This is a genomic window from Methylobacterium sp. ARG-1, assembly GCF_001262595.1.
Classification (GTDB): domain Bacteria; phylum Pseudomonadota; class Alphaproteobacteria; order Rhizobiales; family Beijerinckiaceae; genus Methylobacterium; species Methylobacterium brachiatum.
In genome coordinates, this window is sequence record NZ_LHCD01000003.1 from 35166 (window position 1) to 56139 (window position 20974).

Annotated in this window: 11 protein-coding genes; 6 read left to right on the plus strand and 5 right to left on the minus strand. The window is 70.3% G+C overall.

Annotated elements, in window-relative coordinates; translation table 11 throughout:
* Positions 1–64: 64 nt before the first annotated feature.
* Complete coding sequence (locus AKJ13_RS03935) at positions 65–820, minus strand: pyrimidine 5'-nucleotidase (protein WP_050732192.1); 756 nt, start codon at positions 818–820, stop codon at positions 65–67.
* Positions 821–1073: 253 nt separating this feature from the next.
* Positions 1074–1967 (minus strand): acetylglutamate kinase, encoded by an 894-nt coding sequence (gene argB / locus AKJ13_RS03940; protein ID WP_007566258.1) that lies wholly within the window; start codon positions 1965–1967, stop codon positions 1074–1076.
* A 334-nt stretch (positions 1968–2301) separates the two neighbouring features.
* Between argB and AKJ13_RS03945 the strand changes: the two genes are divergently transcribed.
* The 3 genes from AKJ13_RS03945 (at position 2302) to AKJ13_RS03955 (ending at position 12833) form a co-directional block, all read left to right on the plus strand.
* Positions 2302–3657: a UDP-glucose/GDP-mannose dehydrogenase family protein gene (locus tag AKJ13_RS03945; protein WP_050732193.1), complete on the plus strand. Its 1356-nt coding sequence runs from the start codon at positions 2302–2304 to the stop codon at positions 3655–3657.
* Between the two features lie 369 nt (positions 3658–4026).
* Positions 4027–11469 (plus strand): type I polyketide synthase, encoded by a 7443-nt coding sequence (locus AKJ13_RS03950; protein WP_200905582.1) that lies wholly within the window; start codon positions 4027–4029, stop codon positions 11467–11469.
* Positions 11466–12833: an aminotransferase class I/II-fold pyridoxal phosphate-dependent enzyme gene (locus AKJ13_RS03955; RefSeq protein WP_050732195.1), complete on the plus strand. Its 1368-nt coding sequence runs from the start codon at positions 11466–11468 to the stop codon at positions 12831–12833. The genes AKJ13_RS03950 and AKJ13_RS03955 overlap by 4 nt, the downstream gene beginning before the upstream one ends.
* 137 nt (positions 12834–12970) lie before the next feature.
* On the opposite strand, the gene AKJ13_RS03960 is transcribed toward AKJ13_RS03955, so the two are convergent.
* From AKJ13_RS03960 to AKJ13_RS03970, 3 genes are all read right to left on the minus strand, one after another.
* A complete protein-coding gene (locus AKJ13_RS03960) occupies positions 12971–14155 on the minus strand; it encodes a polysaccharide biosynthesis/export family protein (RefSeq protein WP_050732196.1) in 1185 nt (394 codons plus the stop codon).
* 205 nt (positions 14156–14360) lie between these two features.
* Positions 14361–15854, minus strand: coding sequence for an LTA synthase family protein (locus AKJ13_RS03965; RefSeq protein WP_050732197.1), 1494 nt, complete (start codon positions 15852–15854; stop codon positions 14361–14363).
* A gap of 215 nt (positions 15855–16069) precedes the next feature.
* Positions 16070–17566, minus strand: coding sequence for a capsular biosynthesis protein (locus AKJ13_RS03970; protein ID WP_050732198.1), 1497 nt, complete (start codon positions 17564–17566; stop codon positions 16070–16072).
* 336 nt (positions 17567–17902) lie between these two features.
* Here AKJ13_RS03970 and AKJ13_RS03975 point away from each other — a divergent pair, with 336 nt between their 5' ends.
* The 3 genes from AKJ13_RS03975 (at position 17903) to AKJ13_RS03985 (ending at position 20959) form a co-directional block, all read left to right on the plus strand.
* On the plus strand, positions 17903–19210 hold the full coding sequence (locus AKJ13_RS03975; RefSeq protein ID WP_050732199.1) for a capsular biosynthesis protein: 1308 nt from the start codon (positions 17903–17905) through the stop codon (positions 19208–19210).
* A gap of 121 nt (positions 19211–19331) precedes the next feature.
* On the plus strand, positions 19332–20099 hold the full coding sequence (locus AKJ13_RS03980; RefSeq protein ID WP_050732200.1) for an SDR family NAD(P)-dependent oxidoreductase: 768 nt from the start codon (positions 19332–19334) through the stop codon (positions 20097–20099).
* The gene (locus tag AKJ13_RS03985; RefSeq protein ID WP_050732201.1) at positions 20099–20959 is read left to right on the plus strand and encodes a formyltransferase family protein; all 861 of its coding nucleotides are present in this window, start codon (positions 20099–20101) and stop codon (positions 20957–20959) included. Before AKJ13_RS03980 ends, AKJ13_RS03985 begins: the two co-directional genes overlap by 1 nt.
* The last annotated feature ends 15 nt before the right edge of the window (positions 20960–20974 follow it).

The window sequence follows — 20974 nt, forward strand, 5'->3', positions numbered from 1 at the left end:
GTGAGTTGGGCGGCTCTCTACAGGATCGCCGCCGGCTTGTCGATTGGGGATGCGCGGCGCCGCGTCAGGCGCGATCCGTCCGCAGCGAAGTGCGTGTCACCTCGGGCAGCACGCAGGCGGACAGGAAGGCCGCGAGATCGTCGGTGATGTGGTCGATATGCGGCTCGCGCACCGCCTCCTGCTCGAAGGCTTCGCGGTAGGGGTCGACGATCTTGGGCACCACCAGCACGGTGGCCATGCCGAGATCGTGCGGCACCGCGAGGTTGCGGGCGATGTCCTCGAACAGCACCGCCCGGGTTGGCTCGACCCCGTGGGCCTCGAGGAACCGCTCGTAGGTCGAGCGCTCGGGCTTGGGGACGAAATTGGCGGCTGCAATGTCGAACACGTCCTCGAAATGGTCGAGGATGCCGAGCTTGGCTGCGACGTTCTCGGCGTGCCGGCGCGAGCCGTTGGTCAGGATCAGCTTGCGGCCGGGCAGCCGCTCGATCGCGTCGCCGAGATTCCGGTCGAGCTTGATCGTCGAGTGGTCGATGTCGTGGGCGAAATCGAGGAAGTCGTGGGGATCGACCCCGTCCTCGGTCAGCAGCGCCGTCAGGGTCGTGCCGTAGCGGTGGTAGAAGTATTTCTGCAGGGCGCGGGCCGAGATCCCGTCGAGCCCGTAGAGCCGCATGACGTAGAGCGTGATGCGCTCGTCCACCTGCGGCCAGACCTGCGCGTCGCTCGGATACAGCGTGTTGTCGAGGTCGAACACCCAGGTGTCGACGTCGGAAAACCCCCGGGCGGCGGGAGTGGTGAACTGGGCTTTCTCCGGGTGGTGCACCGTGTCCCTTTGAAATCCTGATCCGGCGAGATTCTAGGGCCATGCCCGATCGCGTTGCAATCGGATGCGGTCCTCACCCCTCGGTGCGGCGCGGACCCAACCGTCGATCCGCGCGGGATCGACGGCCTGGGAATGGTCAGGCTCGCAGCGCAGGCTTGCGCCAGCCTGAACCTGGACAACGACAATGCGTGGGCGGGGCGGGCGTTTCCGCGTCCGATTGGCCCATCGCCGTCCGCTTCGTGGCGGCTCGGGCTCAGCCCCGCCGGATCAGCGTGCCGGCACCGTAATCGGTGAACAGCTCCAGCAGCACCGCGTGGTTGACCTTCCCGTCCAGGATCACCACCGCCTCCACGCCGCGCTCGATCGCGTACATGCAGGTCTCGATCTTGGGGATCATGCCGCCCGTGATGGTGCCGTCCGCGATCAGGCGCCGGCAATCCTCCACGGTCAGCTCGGGAATCAGCTTCTTGTTCTTGTCGAGCACGCCCGGGACGTCGGTGAGCAGCAGCAGGCGCTTGGCTCGCAGCGCGCCCGCGATGGCACCCGCGAAGGTGTCGGCGTTGACGTTGTAGGTCAGCCCGTCGGCCCCGTAGGCCACCGGGGCGAGGACCGGGATCAGCTCCGCCTTCAGCACCGCGTCGAGCACGCCGCGCTCGACATGGTCCGGCTCGCCGACGAGGCCGAGATCGATGGCCTGCTCGGTATGATTCTCGGGATCGATCACGGTCTTCATCGCCCGCTTGGCGCGGACCATGTTGCCGTCCTTGCCGCACAGGCCGATGGCCCGGCCGCCCTCGGCCGAGATCCAGCCGACGATCTGCTTGTTGATCGAGCCGGCCAGGACCATCTCGACCACCTCGACGGTGGCCTCGTCGGTGACCCGCAGGCCGCCGCGGAACTCGGACTGGATGCCGAGCCGGTCGAGCATCTTGCCGATCTGCGGGCCGCCGCCATGGACCACGATCGGCTTCACGCCGGATTGCTCCAAGAGGACGATGTCCTCGGCGAAATCCTCGGCCGCCGCGCGGTCGCCCATGGCGTGGCCGCCATACTTGATGACCACGATCTCCTGGTCGTAGCGCTGCATATGGGGCAGCGCCTGAGACAGGACTTCGGCGCGCACGTGCACGTTCGGCAATTCGGTCATCGCGGTCCTTCGCCGATCCTTTGAATGAGCCTCGGAGGGGGCTTGGGAGGGGGCTTGGCGGCGCCCGGCCTCGCCCGGCCGGCGGGCGCGCTTCTACAGGAACCCGCCCGCGCTGCGAAGCCGCGAACACATATGTTCGGGGCTCGCGGCGGCGACAAGCTCCGGTCGGCGTCAAGCCGGCTTCGGGTCCACTGTCAAAAAACAGTCGTGTTTCCGCGGTGTTGCATCGTCGTGACAGAAACGGGCGCTGCCGCGCGGCCCGGGTTGCATCGCCGCTGGTCCCGGATCATGCTGCATTGCAGCAAGCCGCGCGGCTTGCTGCCGGGAGGGCCGGATGCGGATTGCGATGATTGGGGCCGGATATGTCGGCCTGGTATCCGGGGCGTGCCTGGCCGATTTCGGCCACAGCGTGGTCTGCATCGACCGCGACCCGGACAAGATCGCCAGCCTGAACGCCGGCCGCATGCCGATCTACGAGCCCGGGCTCGACGCGCTGGTGGCCGAGAACGTCCGCCAGGGCCGGCTCGCCTTCGGGACGAGCCTGCGCGAGGCCGTCGCTGAAGCCGATGCGGTGTTCATCGCCGTGGGAACGCCCTCGCGCCGGGGCGACGGCTTCGCCGACCTCTCCTTCGTGTTCGATGCCGCCCGGGAGATCGCTGGGGCTCTGTCGGGCTTCACCGTGGTGGTGACCAAGTCGACGGTTCCGGTGGGCACCGGCGACGAGGTCGAGCGCATCATCCGTGAGATCCGGCCCGAGGCGGACGTCGCCGTGGCATCGAACCCCGAATTCCTGCGCGAGGGCGCGGCGATCTCCGACTTCAAGCGCCCCGACCGCATCGTGGTCGGCACCGAGGATGCCCGGGCCGAGGCGGTCATGCGCGAGGTCTACCGGCCGCTCTATCTCAACGCCGCGCCGATCGTGGTGACGAGCCGGCGCACCGCCGAGCTGACAAAATACGCCGCCAACGCGTTCCTGGCGGCCAAGATCACCTTCATCAACGAGATGGCGGACCTGTGCGAGGAGGTCGGTGCCGACGTCCAGCAGGTCGCCCGCGGCATCGGCCTCGACAACCGGATCGGCGGCAAGTTCCTGCATGCCGGGCCGGGCTACGGCGGCTCGTGCTTCCCCAAGGACACGCTGGCTCTGGTCAAGACCGCCCAGGATGCCGGCACGCCCCTGCGGCTGGTCGAGACCGTCGTGGCGGTCAACGACCAGCGCAAGCGCGCCATGGCCCGCAAGGTGATCAAGGCCTGCGGCGGCAGCGTCCGGGGCAAGACCGTGTCGCTGCTCGGCCTGACCTTCAAGCCCGACACCGACGACATGCGCGAGGCGCCGTCCCTGTCGATCGTGGCGGGCCTGCAGGATGCCGGCGCCAAGGTCCGCGCTTACGATCCGGAAGGGATGGAGCAGGCGCGCGCTCTGATGCCGGATGTGGATTATGCCGAGAACGCCTATGCCTGCGCAGAGGGGGCAGACGCGCTGGTGATCGTCACCGAGTGGAACGCCTTCCGGGCGCTCGACCTGGACCGGCTGCGCCAGATCATGGCCTCTGCCGGCCCTGCCCCGGTGCTGGTCGACCTGCGCAACATCTACGATCCCGGAACGGCCGAGCGCCACGGTTTCACCTATCGCGGCGTCGGACGATCCAAGGATAGCGCCAAGGATAAGGCCGGTCCGGACGCGTCTTAAGCGTCGGTCCGACGGCGGCGAGCCGTCGCATTGCGGCGCCTGTTCTGTAGGCTGCTGCAAAGATGTCTTTGGAAAACCCCGGCGGCACCGCTAGACGGGGCCCGCCTGCCGGCGCGCAACTGTGGCATTTCGATGGTCGCGTGACCGTCTCAACAGGCGGTGAAGCGATGCAAACTTGGCATTTCGGGCGTCGGCACTGGACTGCATTCTGATGAATACATGTCACAGGCCACCGCAATCTGCCCGAGCAGGGATGACGTTGCCTGGGGGCAGGTTGGACACCGCAATGGTGCCACAGTAAGGGGTGAGAGGGTACTCACTCGTCGCGAGCCGAGCCGACTTCCGATAACGAGCGTGTGCGAACCGAACGTGACACAACGTACAGATATTGCGATCGTCGGACGCGCATGCCGACTGCCCGGGGCCCCCAACGTCGACGGGCTGTGGCAACTCCTGTCCGAGGGCCGCTGCGCCGTCAGCAAAGTCCCGAGTGACCGCTTCTCCCTCGACCGGTTCGCGCATCCGCGCGCTCAGGAGCGCGGGAAGAGCTATACCTGGGCCGCCGGCATCATCGACGACATCTGGTCGTTCGACCCGGCCGTCTTCGGCATCTCGCCCCGCGAGGCTGAGCAGATGGATCCGCAGCAGCGGATGCTGCTGGAGCTGACCTGGGAAGCGCTCGAGGATGCGGGCCTGCGCCCGTCGAGCGTGGCCGGCAGCAATATCGGCGTATTCGTCGGCGCCTCCTCGCTCGATTACGGCAACCTGCGCATTCTCGACGCGGCCTCGGGCGATGCCTACGCGGCCACCGGCAACACGCTGTCGATCATCTCGAACCGCATCTCGTACATCTTCGACCTGAAGGGCCCGAGCTTCACGGTCGACACGGCCTGCTCGTCCTCGCTCGTCGCCTTCGACAACGCCGTACAGGCGATCCAGTCGGGCCGCGTGGACACCGCGGTCGTGGCCGGCGTCAACGTGCTGGCGAGCCCGTTCAACTTCATCTGCTTCTCAACCGCGCAGATGCTCTCGCGCACCGGCCTGTGCCAAGCGTTCTCGAAGAACGCCGACGGCTACGTGCGCTCGGAGGGCGGCGTGGTGTTCGTGCTGCAATCGGCCGAGGCCGCGCGGCGCAACGGCGCCACCGTGCGCGCCCGCATCGTGGCGTCGGGCATCAATTCCGACGGCCGCACCACCGGCATCTCGCTGCCGTCGGGCTACGCCCAGGGCGCCCTGCTGGAGCGCGTGTACCGCGACGCGGGCATCCGTCTCGACGATCTCGCCTTCATGGAGGCGCACGGCACCGGCACGCCGGTGGGCGATCCGATCGAGGCCTCGGCCATCGGGACCAAGCTCGGGCGCGGCCGCCAGGCGCCGCTGCCGATCGGCTCGATCAAGACCAATATCGGCCATACCGAGCCGGTCTCCGGCCTCGCCGGCCTGATGAAGGCGACGCTGGCGCTGGAGCACGACCTCGTGCCGCCGTCGCTGCACGCGGCCGAGCTCAATCCCGACATCCCGTTCGACGAGCTCAACCTGAGCGTCGTCCGCAAGGCTCTGCCGATCACCCGCGGTCCGCGCGAGCGCTATGCGGGCGTGAACTCCTTCGGCTTCGGCGGCACCAACGCGCACGTCGTGATCACCGACGGGAATTCGGGCGCGCAGGCGGAGGCCGACGCGCCGGCGCCGTCCGCTCAGGTTCTGCTGCTTTCGGCCCAGAGCCGCGCCGCCTTGAACGAGCTCGCCCTCGATTACGCCGATCGCCTCGAGGCCGAGCCCGACCGGGTCGCCACGGTGGCCGCCGCCGTGGCGCACCGCCGCGAGCGCATGCCCGCCCGCCTTGCGATCGCGCTGGACGGCAAGATCGACGTCGCCGCGGCTCTCCGCGCGGTCGGCGAGGGCGAGGACGCCCAGGACGCCTTCACCGGCACCGCGGTCGACCGCGCCGCCGAGGTGGCCTTCGTCTATTCCGGCAACGGCAGCCAGTGGGCCGGCATGGGCCGCGAGGCCTACGAGGAGAACCCGACCTTCCGGGCCGCCTTCGACCGGGTCGACACCCTGTTCCAGACCTATGCCGATTGGTCGCTGAAGCAGGCCCTCTACGCCGAGGATCTGGACGAGCGCCTGGCGCTCACCAGCGTCTCGCAGCCGCTGATCTTCGCCATCGAGAGCGCCTCGACAGCGGCCCTCAAGGCCAAGGGGCTGATCCCCTCCTACGTGCTCGGCCACAGCGTCGGCGAGATCGCCGCCGCCGAGGCCGCCGGCATCCTCAGCCTCGAAGATGCGGTCCGGGTCATCTACTACCGCAGCCACCACCAGGAGACGACGCACGGCCAGGGCACCATGGCGGTGCTGCTGATGCCGGCCGAGGAGGTCGAGTCCTTCCTCAAGGATTACCCGTCGCTGGACATCGCGGCCTACAACAGCCCCAAGGCCGTCACGGTCGCCGGGCCGGTGGCCGATATCGAGGCCGCCCTCAAGGCCCTGTCGCGCAAGCGCCGCCGCGGCCGTAAGCTCGACCTCGCCTACGCCTTCCACGGAAGGCTGATGGACCCGACCGAGAAGCCGCTGCTGCGCGACCTCGCCGGGCTGAAGGCCCGCGCCGGCACCACTGCGATGGTCTCCACCGTCACCGGCAGCGTGCTGGAGGGCGACAATTTCGGCGCCGGCTACTGGTGGCGCAACATCCGCGAGCCGGTGCGCTTCAGCGAAGCCGTGCAGGACGCCACGCGCCGCGGCGCCCGCGTGTTCGTCGAGGTCGGCCCGCGCGCCACCCTGATGTCCCATGTCGGCGATGCGGTCGAGCCGCTCGGCATCGAGACTGCCACGGTCGGCGTGATGCACCGCAAGGCGTCGGGCGGCGACCCGATCGCCAAGGCGGTCAGCGCCGCCTTGGTCCAGGGCGCGCAGGTCGACGAATCGCTGATCTTCGGTGACGCGCCCCGGGGTGATGTCCGCCTGCCCACCTATCCGTGGCAGCGGCGTCCGTTCCGCCTGGCCGACACCCCCGAGAGCGTCGGCGCCATGAGCGCCCGCCCCTATCACCCGCTGATCGGCTCGCGGACCACCTTCGACGGCCTGGAGTGGAACGGCTTCGTCGATCCGGCCACCCTGCCGGAGCTGGAGGATCACCGGGTCGACGGCCAGGTGATCATGCCCGGCGCCGGCTTCGTCGAGATGGCGCTGGCCTGCGTCCGCGAGGCGATGCGCCACGACGAGGTGGTGCTGGCCGATTTCGAGATCCTCTCGCCGATGGTCTTCGCCGAGGAGGCCCTGCGCGAGGTCGCGGTGCGCCTGTCCGGCACCGGCAACGGTATCCAGGTCCTCAGCCGCCCGCGCCTGACCCAGACCCCCTGGCAGCTCCACGCCCAGGCCAAGATCGTCGACGGCACGTTCACGGCCCCGAAGGCGCCCGACCTGGACGGGTTCGACTTCGACAGCGCCGGCGAGCAGGTGCTGAGTGGCGAGGCGCTCTACGCCCGGGCCCGCGCTTCCGGGCTTGGCTTCGGCCCGAGCTTCCAGCAGGTCGCCATGAGCGCCCGGCTGGATGACGCCACCATCGTCTCCGACCTGCTGCCGGCCGAGCCCGACACCCGCTTCGCCCTGGTCCCGCAGAGGCTCGACGCCTGCTTCCACGGGCTGATCCTGCTCTTCGCCGACCTGCTCGGCGAGAATGCCGGCAAGGCGTACATCCCGGTGCGCTTCGGCGAGGTGCGTCTGCTGCGCCCCGGCGCCGTGATCGCCCGCTCGATCATCCGGACGCGCCGCTGCAACGAGCGGTCGATCCTGGCCGACTTCACCCTGCTCGATGCCGACGGCGCGGTGGTCGCGACCATCCGCGAGGGCCGCTTCCAGGCCCTGCGCGCCAAGGGCGGCGGCGACCTCTCGGCCTTCGCGATCTCGCAGGTGCCGGAACTCGCCACCGAGCCGACCGCGATCCCGATGGAGCGCCGGCCGAGCGTGGCCGCGCGCCTGCGTCCGCTCACCGCCGAGGCGAAGGGGCCGGCCGACGCCGCCCTGTCGCCGGGGCACCTCCTGCTCGAAGGCTGGGCGACGTCGCTGGCCTACCGTCTCGCCTCCGGGCTGGCGGAAGGAGAGACCGTCTCGGTCACCGACCGGCGCGTGCCGGAGGCCCTGCGCCCCTGGCTTCTGAACGCCCTCTACGCCCTTGAGAGCAGCGGCCTGGCCGAACGTGCCGGCCCGAACTGGACCTTGGGCGACGGCTCGGCGCTGCCGGCGCCGGACGAGATCATGCGCTGGATCGCCGGCGACCATCCGGATCTCTCCGCCGAGCTGGTGCTGATCGCCGATGTCGGCGCCATGGTCGACCGGCTGCTCGCGGGTAAGCTGACCGAGGCCCCGGCCCTGCCGCAGGGGGCGATCGACGCTTTCGTGATGCGCTCGGCCACCGCGCGCCACACGGCCGACGTAGTCGCAGAGCTGATCGAGAAGAGCCGCGGCCAGCTCCCGAAGGAGCGCGCCCTGCGGGTCCTGCAGGTCGGTTTCGGCCCGCTCTCCGCCCAGGCCGCGGCCTTTGCCGCCGCCGCCGAGGCCCGTCTCACCGTGTTCGAGGCCGACCGCCGGCTCGCCGAGCGCGCCCGCCTGTCGCTCACCAACGGCGCCGCCGTGGTCGAGGCGGCCGACGAGCTCGCTCCCGGCAGCTTCGATCTGATCCTGGCGGCCGGCAGCCTACATCGCGGCGAGCGCGCCCTGCCGGGCCAGCTCGCCGGGGCGCTCGCCACCGGCGGCTTGCTGGTGGCCGTGGAGCCGGGCGCGTCCCTGTTCCGCGACCTCGTGTTCGGCCTCACCAACGGCTGGTTCGAGGAAGCCGTCGGCGGCATGCCGGTCGGGCGCCTCGAGGATATCGAGGGCTGGCAGCGCACGCTCAGCGCCCACGGTCTGGTCAAGGTTGCGGTCGAGAGGGCGGCGTCCGCCAACGGCGACGACCTGCTGCTGGTCGCCGAGGCTCCGGTTCGTCCGGGTCCCGCCCCGGCCCAGACCTTCGCCTTCGTGATCGGATCGGACGACGAGTTCGCGGCCGAGACCGCCTCCTCCCTGGCGACCCTCCTGGTCGCGGGTGGCGTGCATGTCTCGATCATCCTCGACTCCGAGACCTCGCTGATGGAGCTGGAGAAGGAGACCCCCGACACGGTGGTGTTCCTGGCCGGCGCCTTCACCCGCGGCGGCGAGGCGGCCGAGCGGCTGCGCGACCGCTGCCTCAGCCTGAAGCGCTGCGCCGAGCATCTCGGCGCCCGCCCGACCCGCCTCTGGGTCGTGGCGCCGGGTGCCACCCGTGATCGCGGCGGCCAGACCACCAACATCGAAGCCGGCGTGTGGGCCTTCTCCCGCACCCTGGCCAACGAAGCGCCGAACCTCGACGTGCGCCGGATCGACCTCTCGCCCGAGATGTCGTCGAAGCGTGCCTCCGAGCGCCTGCGCGACCTCATCCTCTCCGGCACGCCGGAGACCGAGATCGTGCTCGACGACGAGCGGACGCAGGTCGTGCGCTTCCATGCCGGCCGGCCGAAGCACCGGGACCCGGCGGATGCCGTCCCGGCCGAGGCCGCGCGCCTGGAGCGCAGCAACACCGGCGGCCTCAACGAGATGGTCTGGGGCCCGGCCGAGCGCCGCACCCCCGGCAAGGGCGAGATGGAGATCGCGGTCGAGGCCACCGGCCTCAACTTCCGCGACGTTCTTTGGGCGCTCTCGATGCTGCCCGAGGAGATCCTGGAGGACGGCTTCGCCGGTCCGCGGCTCGGCCTCGAATGCGCCGGCCGGGTCACGGCCGTCGGTCCGGGCGTGAAGGGCTTCAAGGTCGGCGACCCCGTCGTCGCCTTCGCCCAGTCAGGCTTCGCGACGCACATCGTGGTGCCCGAGCTGGTGGTCGCGCCGAGCCCTCAGTGCCTCGACCCGATGGCGGCGGCGACCGTGCCGGTGGCCTTCCTCACCGCCTATTACGGCCTCGTTTCCTGCGCCCGGATGCGGCGCGGCGAGTGGGTGCTGGTCCATGGCGGCGCGGGCGGCGTCGGCCTGGCCGCGCTGCAGATCGCCAAGCTGAAGGGCGCGCGGGTCATCGCCACCGCCGGTTCCCGCGAGAAGCGGGCGCTCGTGAAGGCGCTCGGTGCCGAGCACGTGCTCGATTCCCGCTCCCTCGCCTTCGTGGACGAGGTCCGGGCGATCACCGGCGACGGCGTCGACATCGTGCTGAACAGCCTGTTCGGCGAGGCGATGGAGCGCTCGCTCAACGCGCTGCGGCCGTTCGGCCGCTTCGTCGAGCTGGGCAAGCGCGACTACGTCGCCAACACCCATATCGGCCTGCGCCCGTTCCGGCGGAACCTCAGCTATTTCGGCGTCGATCTCGATCAGGTGATCCAGCACCAGGGCGACGACGGCGCGCGGATGTTCCGCGAGGTGATGGCGCTGTTCAACGACGGCGGCCTCAAGCCCCTGCCCTACCAGCCGTTCACGGCGGCCGAGACCTCGGACGCCTTCCGGCTGATGCAGCAATCCGGGCATATCGGGAAGATCGTGATCAGCCCGCCCAAGGCCGGCACGATCATCAAGGACACCCGCCGGCCATTCACGGTCTCGGAGAGCGGCGTCCACTTGGTCACCGGCGGCCTCGGCGGCTTCGGCCTGGAGGCGGCGCGCTGGCTCGTCGACAAGGGGGCCAAGCACCTCGTGCTCGCCGGCCGCAAGGGCGCGACCACCGACGAGGCCAAGGCGATCGTCGCCGAACTCACCGGGCGCGGCGTGAAGGTCGAGGCCAAGGCGGTCGACATCACCAGCCGCTCGGCGGTAGACCGGTTGCTGGCGGAGATCGAGCAGGGCGGCAAGAAGCTCGCCGGCGTGCTCCATGCCGCCGCGGTCCTGCAGGACGGCCTGATCGCCAACATCGACGCCGCGGCGCTCGACACGGTCATCGGTCCGAAGGTGATCGGCGCCCAGCACCTGGACGCCGCCACCCGGGACCGGAGCCTCGACTATTTCGTGATGTTCTCGTCGGCAACGACGTTCATCGGCAATCCCGGCCAGGGCTCCTACGTGGCCGCCAACGGCTTCATGGAAGGCTTGGCGCGCCAGCGCCGCCGCCGCGGCCTGCCCGCCCTGGCGGTCGCCTGGGGGGCGATCGGCGATGTCGGCATGCTCGCCCGCAACAAGGCGGTCATGGAAGGCCTCGCCGGCCGCGTCGGCGTAACCCCGATGGAGGCCCGTCGCTGCCTCGAACTGATGGCCGACGCCCTGGAGGGCCAGGGGACCTCGCCGGACGAGGCGGTGATCGCCATCGCGGCGATGCATTGGGGCAAGGCGCGCGAGCGGCTCGCGACCATGCGCTCCCCGAGCTACGCCGACCTCGGGTCGGACCAGCAGGTGGAGGCCGGCGGCGTCCAGGCGATCAATATCGGCGCGCTCCTCAAGGGGGGCGACGTCGACGCGGTCCGCAAGACCGTGTCCGACGCGATCGTCGAGGACATCGCCCGCATCCTGCGACTGCCCAAGGACGATATCAGCCGCGTGCGCCAGCTCTCCGAGATTGGCCTCGACTCGCTGATGGGCGTCGAGCTGGGTGCCAGCCTGCAGGAGCGCTTCGCCCTCGACGCGCCGCCCGCCGGCCTGTCGTCCGGCATGACGGTCAACGAGCTGTCGGAGTCCTTAATTCAGGCGGTTTCGGCCCCCATGGATGAGGCGGCCGGTGTCGCGATGAGCCTCGTCTCGAAGCATATTGGCGGTGAGATCGATGCGCAGATGATGGCGCCGCTCAGGGAACTTATCGAGCAGACCTCCAGCGAGATCAAAGAGACCAACTCATGACCGATACGGCACGGCCTGACGGCGGGCGCGCGGCGCTCGCCGGCTTCGTGACGAACCGCCTCGGGCGCGCGACCCCGCGCCCGGCCCCCGTCAAGGCGGCCTCCCCGGCCGGGAAATCGGCCGCGCAGAACTTCGAGAACCTGCCCGGCTACCGCGAGCTGCAGCTGCAGCGCCAGGCGGCGCAGCTGATCGGCCTGGGCAACCCGTTCTTCCGCGTCCACGACGCCAAGGCCGGCGCGACCACGCGGATCGACCAGAAGAGCTTCACCAACTTCTCGTCCTACGATTACCTCGGCCTGAACGGCCATCCGCGGGTGAGCAACGCGGCCCGGGAGGCGATCGAGGCCTACGGCACCTCGGCCTCGGCGAGCCGCGTGGTGGCGGGCGAGCGGCCGGGGCATATCAGCCTCGAGCAGGCGCTGGCCAAGCACTACCGGACCGAGGGCTGCATCGTCATGGTGAGCGGGCACGCCACCAACGTCACGACCATCGGCGCCCTGCTGGAAGCCGGCGACGTGATCTTCCACGACGCCCTGTCCCACAACAGCATCGTCACCGGCGCGCAGCTCTCGGGCGCCCAGCGGCGCTCCTTCGCGCATAACGATCTCGACGCCTTGGAGAGCCTGCTCCAGAACACCCGCCACGAGCACCGCCGGGCGCTGATCGTGGTCGAGGGGCTCTACAGCATGGACGGCGATGCGCCGGATCTGGCTGGCCTCGTCGCCCTCAAGAAGCGCTACGACGCTTGGCTGATGGTCGACGAGGCCCACGGCCTCGGCGTCACCGGCCGCACCGGCGCCGGCCTGTTCGAGCATTGCGGTGTCGACCCGAACGAGGTCGACATCTGGATGGGCACCCTGTCCAAGACACTCTCGACCTGCGGCGGCTACATCTGCGGGCCGATCGCGCTGATCGAGTATCTCAAGCACACGGCCGGCGGCTTCGTGTACAGCGTCGGCATGTCGCCGCCGCTCGCCGCCGCCGCCGAGGCGGCCCTGGCGGTGATGCATGCCGAGCCGGAGCGGGTCGAGCGCCTGCGCCAGAACGGCACCCTGTTCCTCGCCACCGCCAAGAAGCTCGGCCTCGATACCGGCTTCAGCCTCGGCCTGGCCGTGGTGCCGATCATCGTCGGCGACTCGCTCAAGGCCGTGACCCTGTCGGACCGGCTCTTCCGCCGCGGAATCAACGTCCAGCCGATCATCCACCCGGCGGTGCCGGAGCGGGCCTCACGGCTGCGCTTCTTCCTCACCTCCGAGCACACCGCCGACCAGATCCGCGACACCGTGAGCGCGGTGGCCGAGGAGATGGCGGCGATCGACAAGGGCGGCTCGCTGATCGAGCAGCTGCTGGCCAAGCGCGGCTGAGTTCTTTTCGGACTGCGCCGAGGTCTGGCGCGGTCCAGTGATCGAGAACGCAAACAGGGCGCGGATGGCATCCGCGCCCTGTTTGCGTTTCGGGATCTCGAAACCGCCGGCCCTGAGACCGGCGGGTCGTCCCGCCCTTACTTGGCGTAGGCGTAAGCCGTGGCGGCGGAGCTGAGCGGTCCGGTGACGCCGCTGAACGCCGTCAGCACCTTCGACACTTCGGTGAAGGGCGCGTTGGAGACGTAGACGAGGTCGCGGTTGCGCATGCGGAACGCCTGGGTGGTGAACAGGCTGTTGGGGTCGCGCATGTTGATCCGGTAGACCACCGGCACCAGCGGCGTGCCGGTCAGCTTGGTGTTCGGGTTCAGGCGGCGCACCACGCTGGCGGGCTCGAACCGGAAGATGAAGGTCCCGGCCGGGTCGGCGGCGAAGTCCGACAGGCCGCGTGCCTTGGCGAGCGCCTGGGCCAGCGTGATGCCGTCGGCCTGGAATGGCAGCTCGGTCGCCTGGCCGAGCGCGCCCACCGCCAGGAAGGTCTGCGGGTCGCGCACCAGGGTGAGCACGTCGTTGGGCCGCAGGTAGATGTTCTCCTTGGGGTTCGACACCACCGTGGTCAGCGGCACCGTGGCGGTGACCGGACCGCGCGACAGGCGCACGAAGGTCTCCGACACCGGCGAGCGGTTGCCGCCGGCGGCCGCGATCACGTCGAGGATGCGGTCGCCGTGGCCCGAGAGCGGCAGGCGGGCGCCGGCCGCGCCCTCGCCGGTGACGGTGACCGCCTGGGAGATCGGCCGCGTGACCGAGACCAGCACCTGCGGCTGGATGGCTTTGCCGGCGAGCTCGTTCTCGATCAGGCCCTGGACGTCCTGGGGCCGGCGCCCGGCGACCTTGATGCGCCCGGCATAGGGCACCGAGATCGCGCCGTCGCGGCCGACCGGCTGCTCGGGGATGAGGGCGGATTTGGATCCGGCGGAGAAGCGGTCGGCGACGAGCGGCCCGGAGAACAGGCCGCCGGAGCCGGCTTCCCAGACCGAGACCGAGACCATGTCGCCGATGCCGATCACCGGCTCGGTGGAGGGGCGGTGGTCGCCGAAGGAGGCGAGCAGGCTGTCGAGCGGGCGTCCGCGCAGGGCCTCGACCACGGCCGGGGTGACGTCGATGATCTCGTAGCGCGCGAGCACGCCGCCGTCGGCCGTCGCGACTTCCGCGCCCGCCTCGATCGCGCTCGCCGTCGGTCCCGCCGCGGGCAGATACGTGCAGCCGCCGATGGACCCGGCCGCAAGGGCGGCTGTCAGCGCAGTGAGCGCCGTCTTACGCAGCATCACAGAGACTTCTCCTCGCCGGCCTCCGCGCCATCGCTGGCTCGGACCGGGACATCCATGGTGACCGCCAAACGCTGCGATGGCTTTAACGGCCGCGTCAAACCTGCGGGCTCCTCGCGGAACCCGCGTCTCGGACAAGGTTGCTATCCGTTCGCAATGCGACACCAGCGTGGCACGGCCAAGCTCGGTGCGGTCAAGCTTAACCTTATCGCGTCCGTACCGGAATGTCTGCAAGTGTACGGGCCAGGGCCGAGCGCAGATCGCGCCCCAGGGCGTCGGCGGTGATGTCCAGGCGGCGCGGCGTGACCGGGGGAATGCCGAACCGGAACACCGCATAATCTGTCGCTTGATCGCCGAAGCCCGGCTTGCAGGTCGGCAACGACGGTGCGTGATCGCCGAACACGCAGAGGGTGATGGTCTGGCCGCGTTCGCGGGCCAGCGCGTCGAGCCCGGCCACGAGGTTCTCGACCATGCGCCCGGTATTGACGACGTGGTGGAGGTACTGCGCCTCCGGGGCGTCGAGTCCGGGCAGCCGCCCGGGCTTCCACGGCCCGTGATTCTCCATCGTGACGCAGAACAGGAACAGCGGCGTGCGCCGCGCCCGGACCTCGTCGAGCAGGCGCTCGCCCAGGGCCACGTCGCCGACATAGGGGCCGACCCGCGGCGCGGCCGTGAACGTCTCGCCCATCAACAGATCGGCAAAGCCGAAGGCCTGCATCACCTTCGCCCGGCGAAAGAAATCCCTGTGGAACGGGTGCAGGAACAGGGTCTCGTAGCCCCGGCTGCCCGCCAGTCGGGCGAGGCTGGTCGGCTCGTCGCCGCTGCGGGACGTGTAGGGATCATACCGGCCGAAGCCGAGGCTGTCGGAGGGCCGGCCGGTGAGCACAGCGTGCTCGCTGCGCATCGTGTAGGCGCCGTGCGCCGGAACCCGCAGCCGGCCGTATTGGATGGCGCGGGTGCGGAACAGCTCCATCGCCGGCAGTGCCGGGCCGCCGAGGCGCTCGGGATCGATGAACGACTCGAGCTGGATCACCACGACCACGTCGTCGCCCGGGCCGGAGGGCAGCGTCGGCACCGCCGGCACCGGAGCGCTGCCGGCCAGCGCCCGGGCCGTATAGCCGAGCAGGCTCGCCGGCAGGCCGACCCGCGCGACATCCGCCTCGAGGTCGGGCTCGGGGAACCAGCGCGCCATCAGCTTCGCCAGCGGCGGCCGGGACGCCGCGCGGAACAGCAGCCACAGCGCCAGGGGCAAGCCGAGCATCGCCGCGACGCGCGGGACCGGCGCGGCCGGCAGGACGCTCGGCTCGGTCCGGTACCAGATCACCGTCGCGATCAGGGTCAGGATCACGGGGATCGAGATGCGCGGATCCCAGACCGGCGGGATGTAATAGAGCTGCGGATGCCGCGGCACCTGCGGCAGCAGGACGAAATCGCTGAACAGGAGCGGCTCGCCGATCACCGAGCGCTTGGCCCGGCTGACGTAGATCAGCGCTACGACCGAGACCACGCAGGTCAGGGCCGCCAGCCAGGGCCGCCACGAAAAGGCGAACCAGAACAGCAGGATCAGCAGATAGCCCAGCAACCGCAGGGTGAGGTCGCGCGGGGCCAGGCTCGCCCGGGTGAGCGAATCGCCGACGAAGACCTCCAAGGTGAGGCAGATGGCGAGCGTCAGGCTGGCGGCGATGAGGAACGTCGTCACGATACGGGAACTCGGCGCGGGGCGTGCGTGCCAGGGGGCGCCACGGGATGCGGGCCGGCACGAAAAACGATGAGAAGGCAGGGCCTTCGGAGGATTTCCCGGAGCGCGGACGTCGAGCCCGTCACGTCGCCGCCGACGGCGACAGGAACGGCCTCTATCCTCCTGCTCGTGTGCGGAGATCCCGAGAAGCTGGATGCCACGATTGCGCCCCCGCCCTAGCGCGGCCCGACCTCGCGGCCGACGCCGCGGCGGTTGCGCAGCGCCCGCACGATCGGATTGAACAGGCCGTAGCGCACCCGCATGACGAGATGGGCGGTGCGGCCGATCGAGAGCGCGTTGCGCGGGGCGGCCTCCCGGGCGGCACTGAGCCGGTCGAGGAGCTGCTCGGGGCTGCACGGTTTCATCGCCACGGGATCGAGGTAGCGCGAATAGAGAATCATCGCGCCGGCCACCAACTCGTCCAGCGTCAGCCTGCGGCCGCGGTCGGCCCCCGGTGCGAGATCCTCCGACAGGCCCCAACCGGAGTAGAATGGCCGGCCATGGGCCGCCACGCTGAGCCCGCGGATCAGCGCCTCGAAGCCCGCGAGCGACGTCATGGTCTCGACGTGATGCACCCGGTCGAGCAGGTCGACGATGCTGATCCCCGCCACGATCCGGTCGGCCAGGGTGAGGGCCTCGGCCTCCGGGATGATGCCGGGCCGGAACCCCGCCTCGACATCGGGATGGGGCTTGTAGAGCAGGAAGGCGTCGGGGTTGCGCCGGCGGGCGGCCTCCAGCAGCGCCCGGTTCGAGCGGACCAGCGGCGAGCCGTGCTGCACCGAGGCATCGTCCTCGACCTGTCCCGGCACCAGCACGATCCGCCGACCGGCCGGCCAGTCGAGGGCGGCGGCGTCGAGGCCGACATTGTATTTGCTCAGGCGGCGCGCCACGACCTCCTCGCGCAGGCGCTTGGCCCGGCTCACCAGCTCGGGCGGGAAATCCGCCTCGGCCAGCAGGCGCTGCAAGCGGCTCTCCCGGCGCGGATCGTAGTAGATGCCCAGGTCGTCGACCACGATGGAGGCGCCGGGCTGCAGGCTGGCCCCGAGGCCCACCGAGCGCAGGAAGCCGTCCTCCACCCGGGCGAGCGGCAGTCCGGCCTGCCTGCAGGCCTCTTCCAGCTTGCCCGGCGCGCGGGTCGCCCAGGCGAGGATCCGGCCGTGATGACGCTTGCCCGCCTCGACCGCGGCCTCGGCCGTCATGGTGTGGATTGGGCGCCCGGCCGGTCCGGTGCCGAGCACGTCGAGGGCGGGCCGCTTCCAACGCGACATGCCGACATAGACGACGCGCCGGTCGTTCTCGGCGAACCGTGCCGCGAGCCAGGCAACGTGCTCGGAGCAGGCCTCGCGGCCGATCGGCTGGCGGGTCCAGGGATCGAAGTAGTGGATGCCGCCCTCCCCGCCGAACGGCGTGCCGTCGAGGCTGAGCCGCAGGGACGCGAACCCGGTCTCGGGCCGGTCGTACGGGCTCAGCAGCGGGCCCGGCGCGACGACGAGCCGGCGGCGGCCCCCGAGCGCGAGCAAATGGTCCGGCAGGCTCTTCGCCCCCCAGACGGCGCCGACCGCGCTCGGCCTTGCCCGGGCGAAGGCGAGACCCGTCGCAGCCTCGATCTCCACCCGCAGGCGGCGGATCGTCCGGCCGGTCGCGTAGAGCGACGGGGTCGGTTCAAGGGACATGATGGGGCGTCCAGCTCCGGTCGTCTCGATCGTTCGGGCCGCCTAGTAGCGCATTTTACCCGGCATGGGATGGCCGGCCGAATGGGGACAAGCGTGGCAGATCCATCAAAGCGTCACGGCGTGGAAAGGATTTGGACATATCGTCGCCGTGATTGCCCCCTCAATCCAGGCGGTGGCCGCGAAACTGCGACCGTTGCAGACGGGCCACGCCGGAGCGGAAACGCCGCCCTGCGACGCGGCCTCGGATTGCCGGGCCGCGACGCTGCGTGCCACCTCTGGTCATTCTTTCCGGTCCGGCTCCGTCCGACCGAGGGTCAAGGATAGAAGCGCCGCGGAATGCAAAAGACCGCCCCCGACGCCCTCCGCGACCGCCCTGCAACCTTTCTGTTCCTGCAGGGCATCGCCTCTCCGTTCTTCTCCGACCTCGGCAAGGCCCTGCGCGCGCGGGGCCACGAGGTGCGGCGCATCAATCTCTGCCCGGGTGACTGGCTGTTCTGGAACGGGAAGGCCGACAATTACCGCGGTCGCCGCGAGGCCTGGGGCACCTATCTCGAATCGTATCTCGACCGCGAAGCCGTCACCGACATCGTCCTGTTCGGCGATTGCCGGCCGTTCCATCGGGCGGCCCGGATGATCGCGGAGGTCCGGGGTCTGCGCGTTCACGTCTTCGAGGAAGGCTATATCCGGCCCAACTGGATCACCTGCGAACTCGGCGGGGTGAACGGCTTCTCGTCGCTGCCGCGCACGGCGGACGAAGTCCGCGCCCTGGCGCGGCGCCTGCCCCAGCCCGGCCGGGCGATGCCGTCCACCGGCGACATGGCCCGCCGCAGCGTCTGGGACGTGAGCTACAACGTCGCCAACATCGCGTTTCCCTATCTCTTCCCGCATTTCCGTAGCCACCGGCCGACCCATATCGCGGCCGAATACGCGGGCTGGATCAAGAAGTTCAGCCGCCGCTCCCATACCCGACGCGAGGCAGCGCGCTGCGACGAGATCTACCGCGCGGTCGGCTGCGACTACTTCCTGCTGCCGCTCCAGCTCGACAGCGACTACCAGATCCGGGTCCACTCGCCCTTCCTGGGCGTCGAAGGCTTCATGGACCGGGTGATCAAGTCCTTCGCGGACGCGTCCTCGGCGCCGACCCGGCTCCTGGTGAAGCTGCATCCTCTGGACAGCGGCCTGATCAACTGGCGCAAGTTCGCCCGCGCCTCGGCCCGGCGGCACGGCGTCAGCGACCGGCTCGACTTCATCGACGGCGGCGACCTGCCCTCCCTGATCAAGGGCGCCCGCGGCGTCGTCATCGTGAACTCCACGGTCGGCATGCTGTCCCTGGAGATGGGCCGCCCGACCCATGCGGTCGGGACCGCGATCTACAACATGGCCGGCCTGACCCATCAGGGCGACCTCGACAGCTTCTGGACGAACCCGACCGCGCCCGACATGGGCCTGATGGCCGATTTCCGGCGCGTCGTGCTGCACCGGACGCAGGTCAATGGCGGCTTCTTCTCCAAGGGGGCGATCGAGCGGGCGGTGGCCGGCTCGGTGCCGCGGATGGAATCCGCCCTGCCCGATTCGATGCTGGCCGCCGCGCGGACGATCCACGAGGGCCGCGAGGGCGACGGGCAACTCGCGCCCGTCTATTGAAGCGTAACAGGAAGCGTGCCGGTTTTCGCCGAGCGTTTCCGGGTCGAGCCGAGCCTTTAAGTCACCGGTGCGCGCTTCCCGGTCTTGATCTTTGCGTGCTGCACGGCGTAGCACCCGCGTCATGCCCCGCATTCTGATCACTGGCGCGTCGAGCGGTATCGGCGCTGCGCTCGCACGCCATTATGCGCGTGCCGACGTGAGCCTCATCCTCATCGGACGCAATGTCGACCGCCTGGAAGCCGTGGCCCGGGATTGCCGGGCGAGCGGCGCCACCGTCGAGGCGGTGCGCCTCGACACCCGGGACCGGGCCGCCGCGATCGACCTGATCCACAAAGCCGACGCGGCCCAGCCGCTGGACCTCGTCATCGCCAATGCCGCGGTGAACGGCGGCAACCAGAAGGGCGAGGTCGAGCCGGAGGCGACGGCGTTCGAGACCGCCGACATCAACTACACCGGCTCGCTCAACATCGTGCTGCCGACCCTGACCCTGATGCTCCAGCGCGGGCGCGGGCAGATCGTGCTGATGTCCTCGCTGGCCGCCTACGCGCCGCTTCAGGATGCGCCGGCCTATAGCGGCGCCAAGGCCGCCCTGGTCGCCCATGGCCTGGCCCTGCGCCAGAAGGTCGGGCCGCGCGGCGTGAAGGTCAACGTCGTGGCCCCGGGCTACGTGAAGACCCCGATGGGCGGCGAGTTGAAGGGCTGGCGCCCCCTGGAGATGAGCGCCGAGGAAGCGGCCCAGCACATCGTCAAGGGTATCGCGAAGGATCGTGACGTGGTCGCCTTCCCGTTCGTCCTCGCGGCCCTGGCCCGCACTGTGCTCCTCCTGCCCGAGAGCATCCGCCGGGCCGGGCTCTATGCCTTCCGGTTCCAGCGTCGGCCGCGCCGCTGATGGCTCGCGCCCGGATCGCCCTGTTCGTCCTGGAGGCGCTGCCCAATGCGCGGGTGGTGCGCCGGTTCGTGGCCGATCACCGGGCCGACATCGCCTTCGTCGGGCTCTCGAATGCGGAGCGGCCGTCGAGCGGCGGCCTGACCGGGCAGGTCCGTCGACACCTCGCGCGCTCCGGCGCCGGGATCCTGCCGTATCTCGCGGTGAATTTCGGGCTGCCGGACCTGCTGCGCCCGCTGGCGCCCCTGACCCAGGCGGTGGCCGGCAGCGGCGACGCGCCGGAAGCGACGCCGCTTAAGACCCTGTGCCGGCGCCTCGGTATCCCGACCCTGACGGTCGACGACGTCAACGGCCCCGAGGTCGCGCAAAGATTGCGCGAGACCGCCCCCGACCTGATCCTGACGTATCATTTCGACCAGATCCTGAAGGCTGAGACCATCGGGCTGGCGCGGCTGGGCGGCATCAACGGCCATCCCGGCCTGCTGCCGCGCCATCGCGGCCCGGTTCCGACGATCCATGCGCTCGCCGACGGGCCCGACAGCTTCGGCATGACCCTGCACCGGCTCGCCGCCACGATCGATACCGGGGCGATCCTCGCCCAGGAGGCTGTACCGCTCCCGGCCGAAACCACGGCCACGCGGGCGGCCGTGGCGCTCCACGCCCATGGGCGCGGCATGCTGGACCGGCTGCTCGACGCGATCGCCCGCACGGACCGGATGCCTGAAGGCCGGACCACGGAAATCCTGCCCTATTGCCCATTCCCGGACCGCACGCTGCTGGCCTCCCTGCGCCACAGGGGCCTGCGGCTCACCGACGGGCGGGACCTGCGCGAGGCGGTAAGCCTCTCGGGACGAGCCGCTTAACCGAGCGTTAAGGCC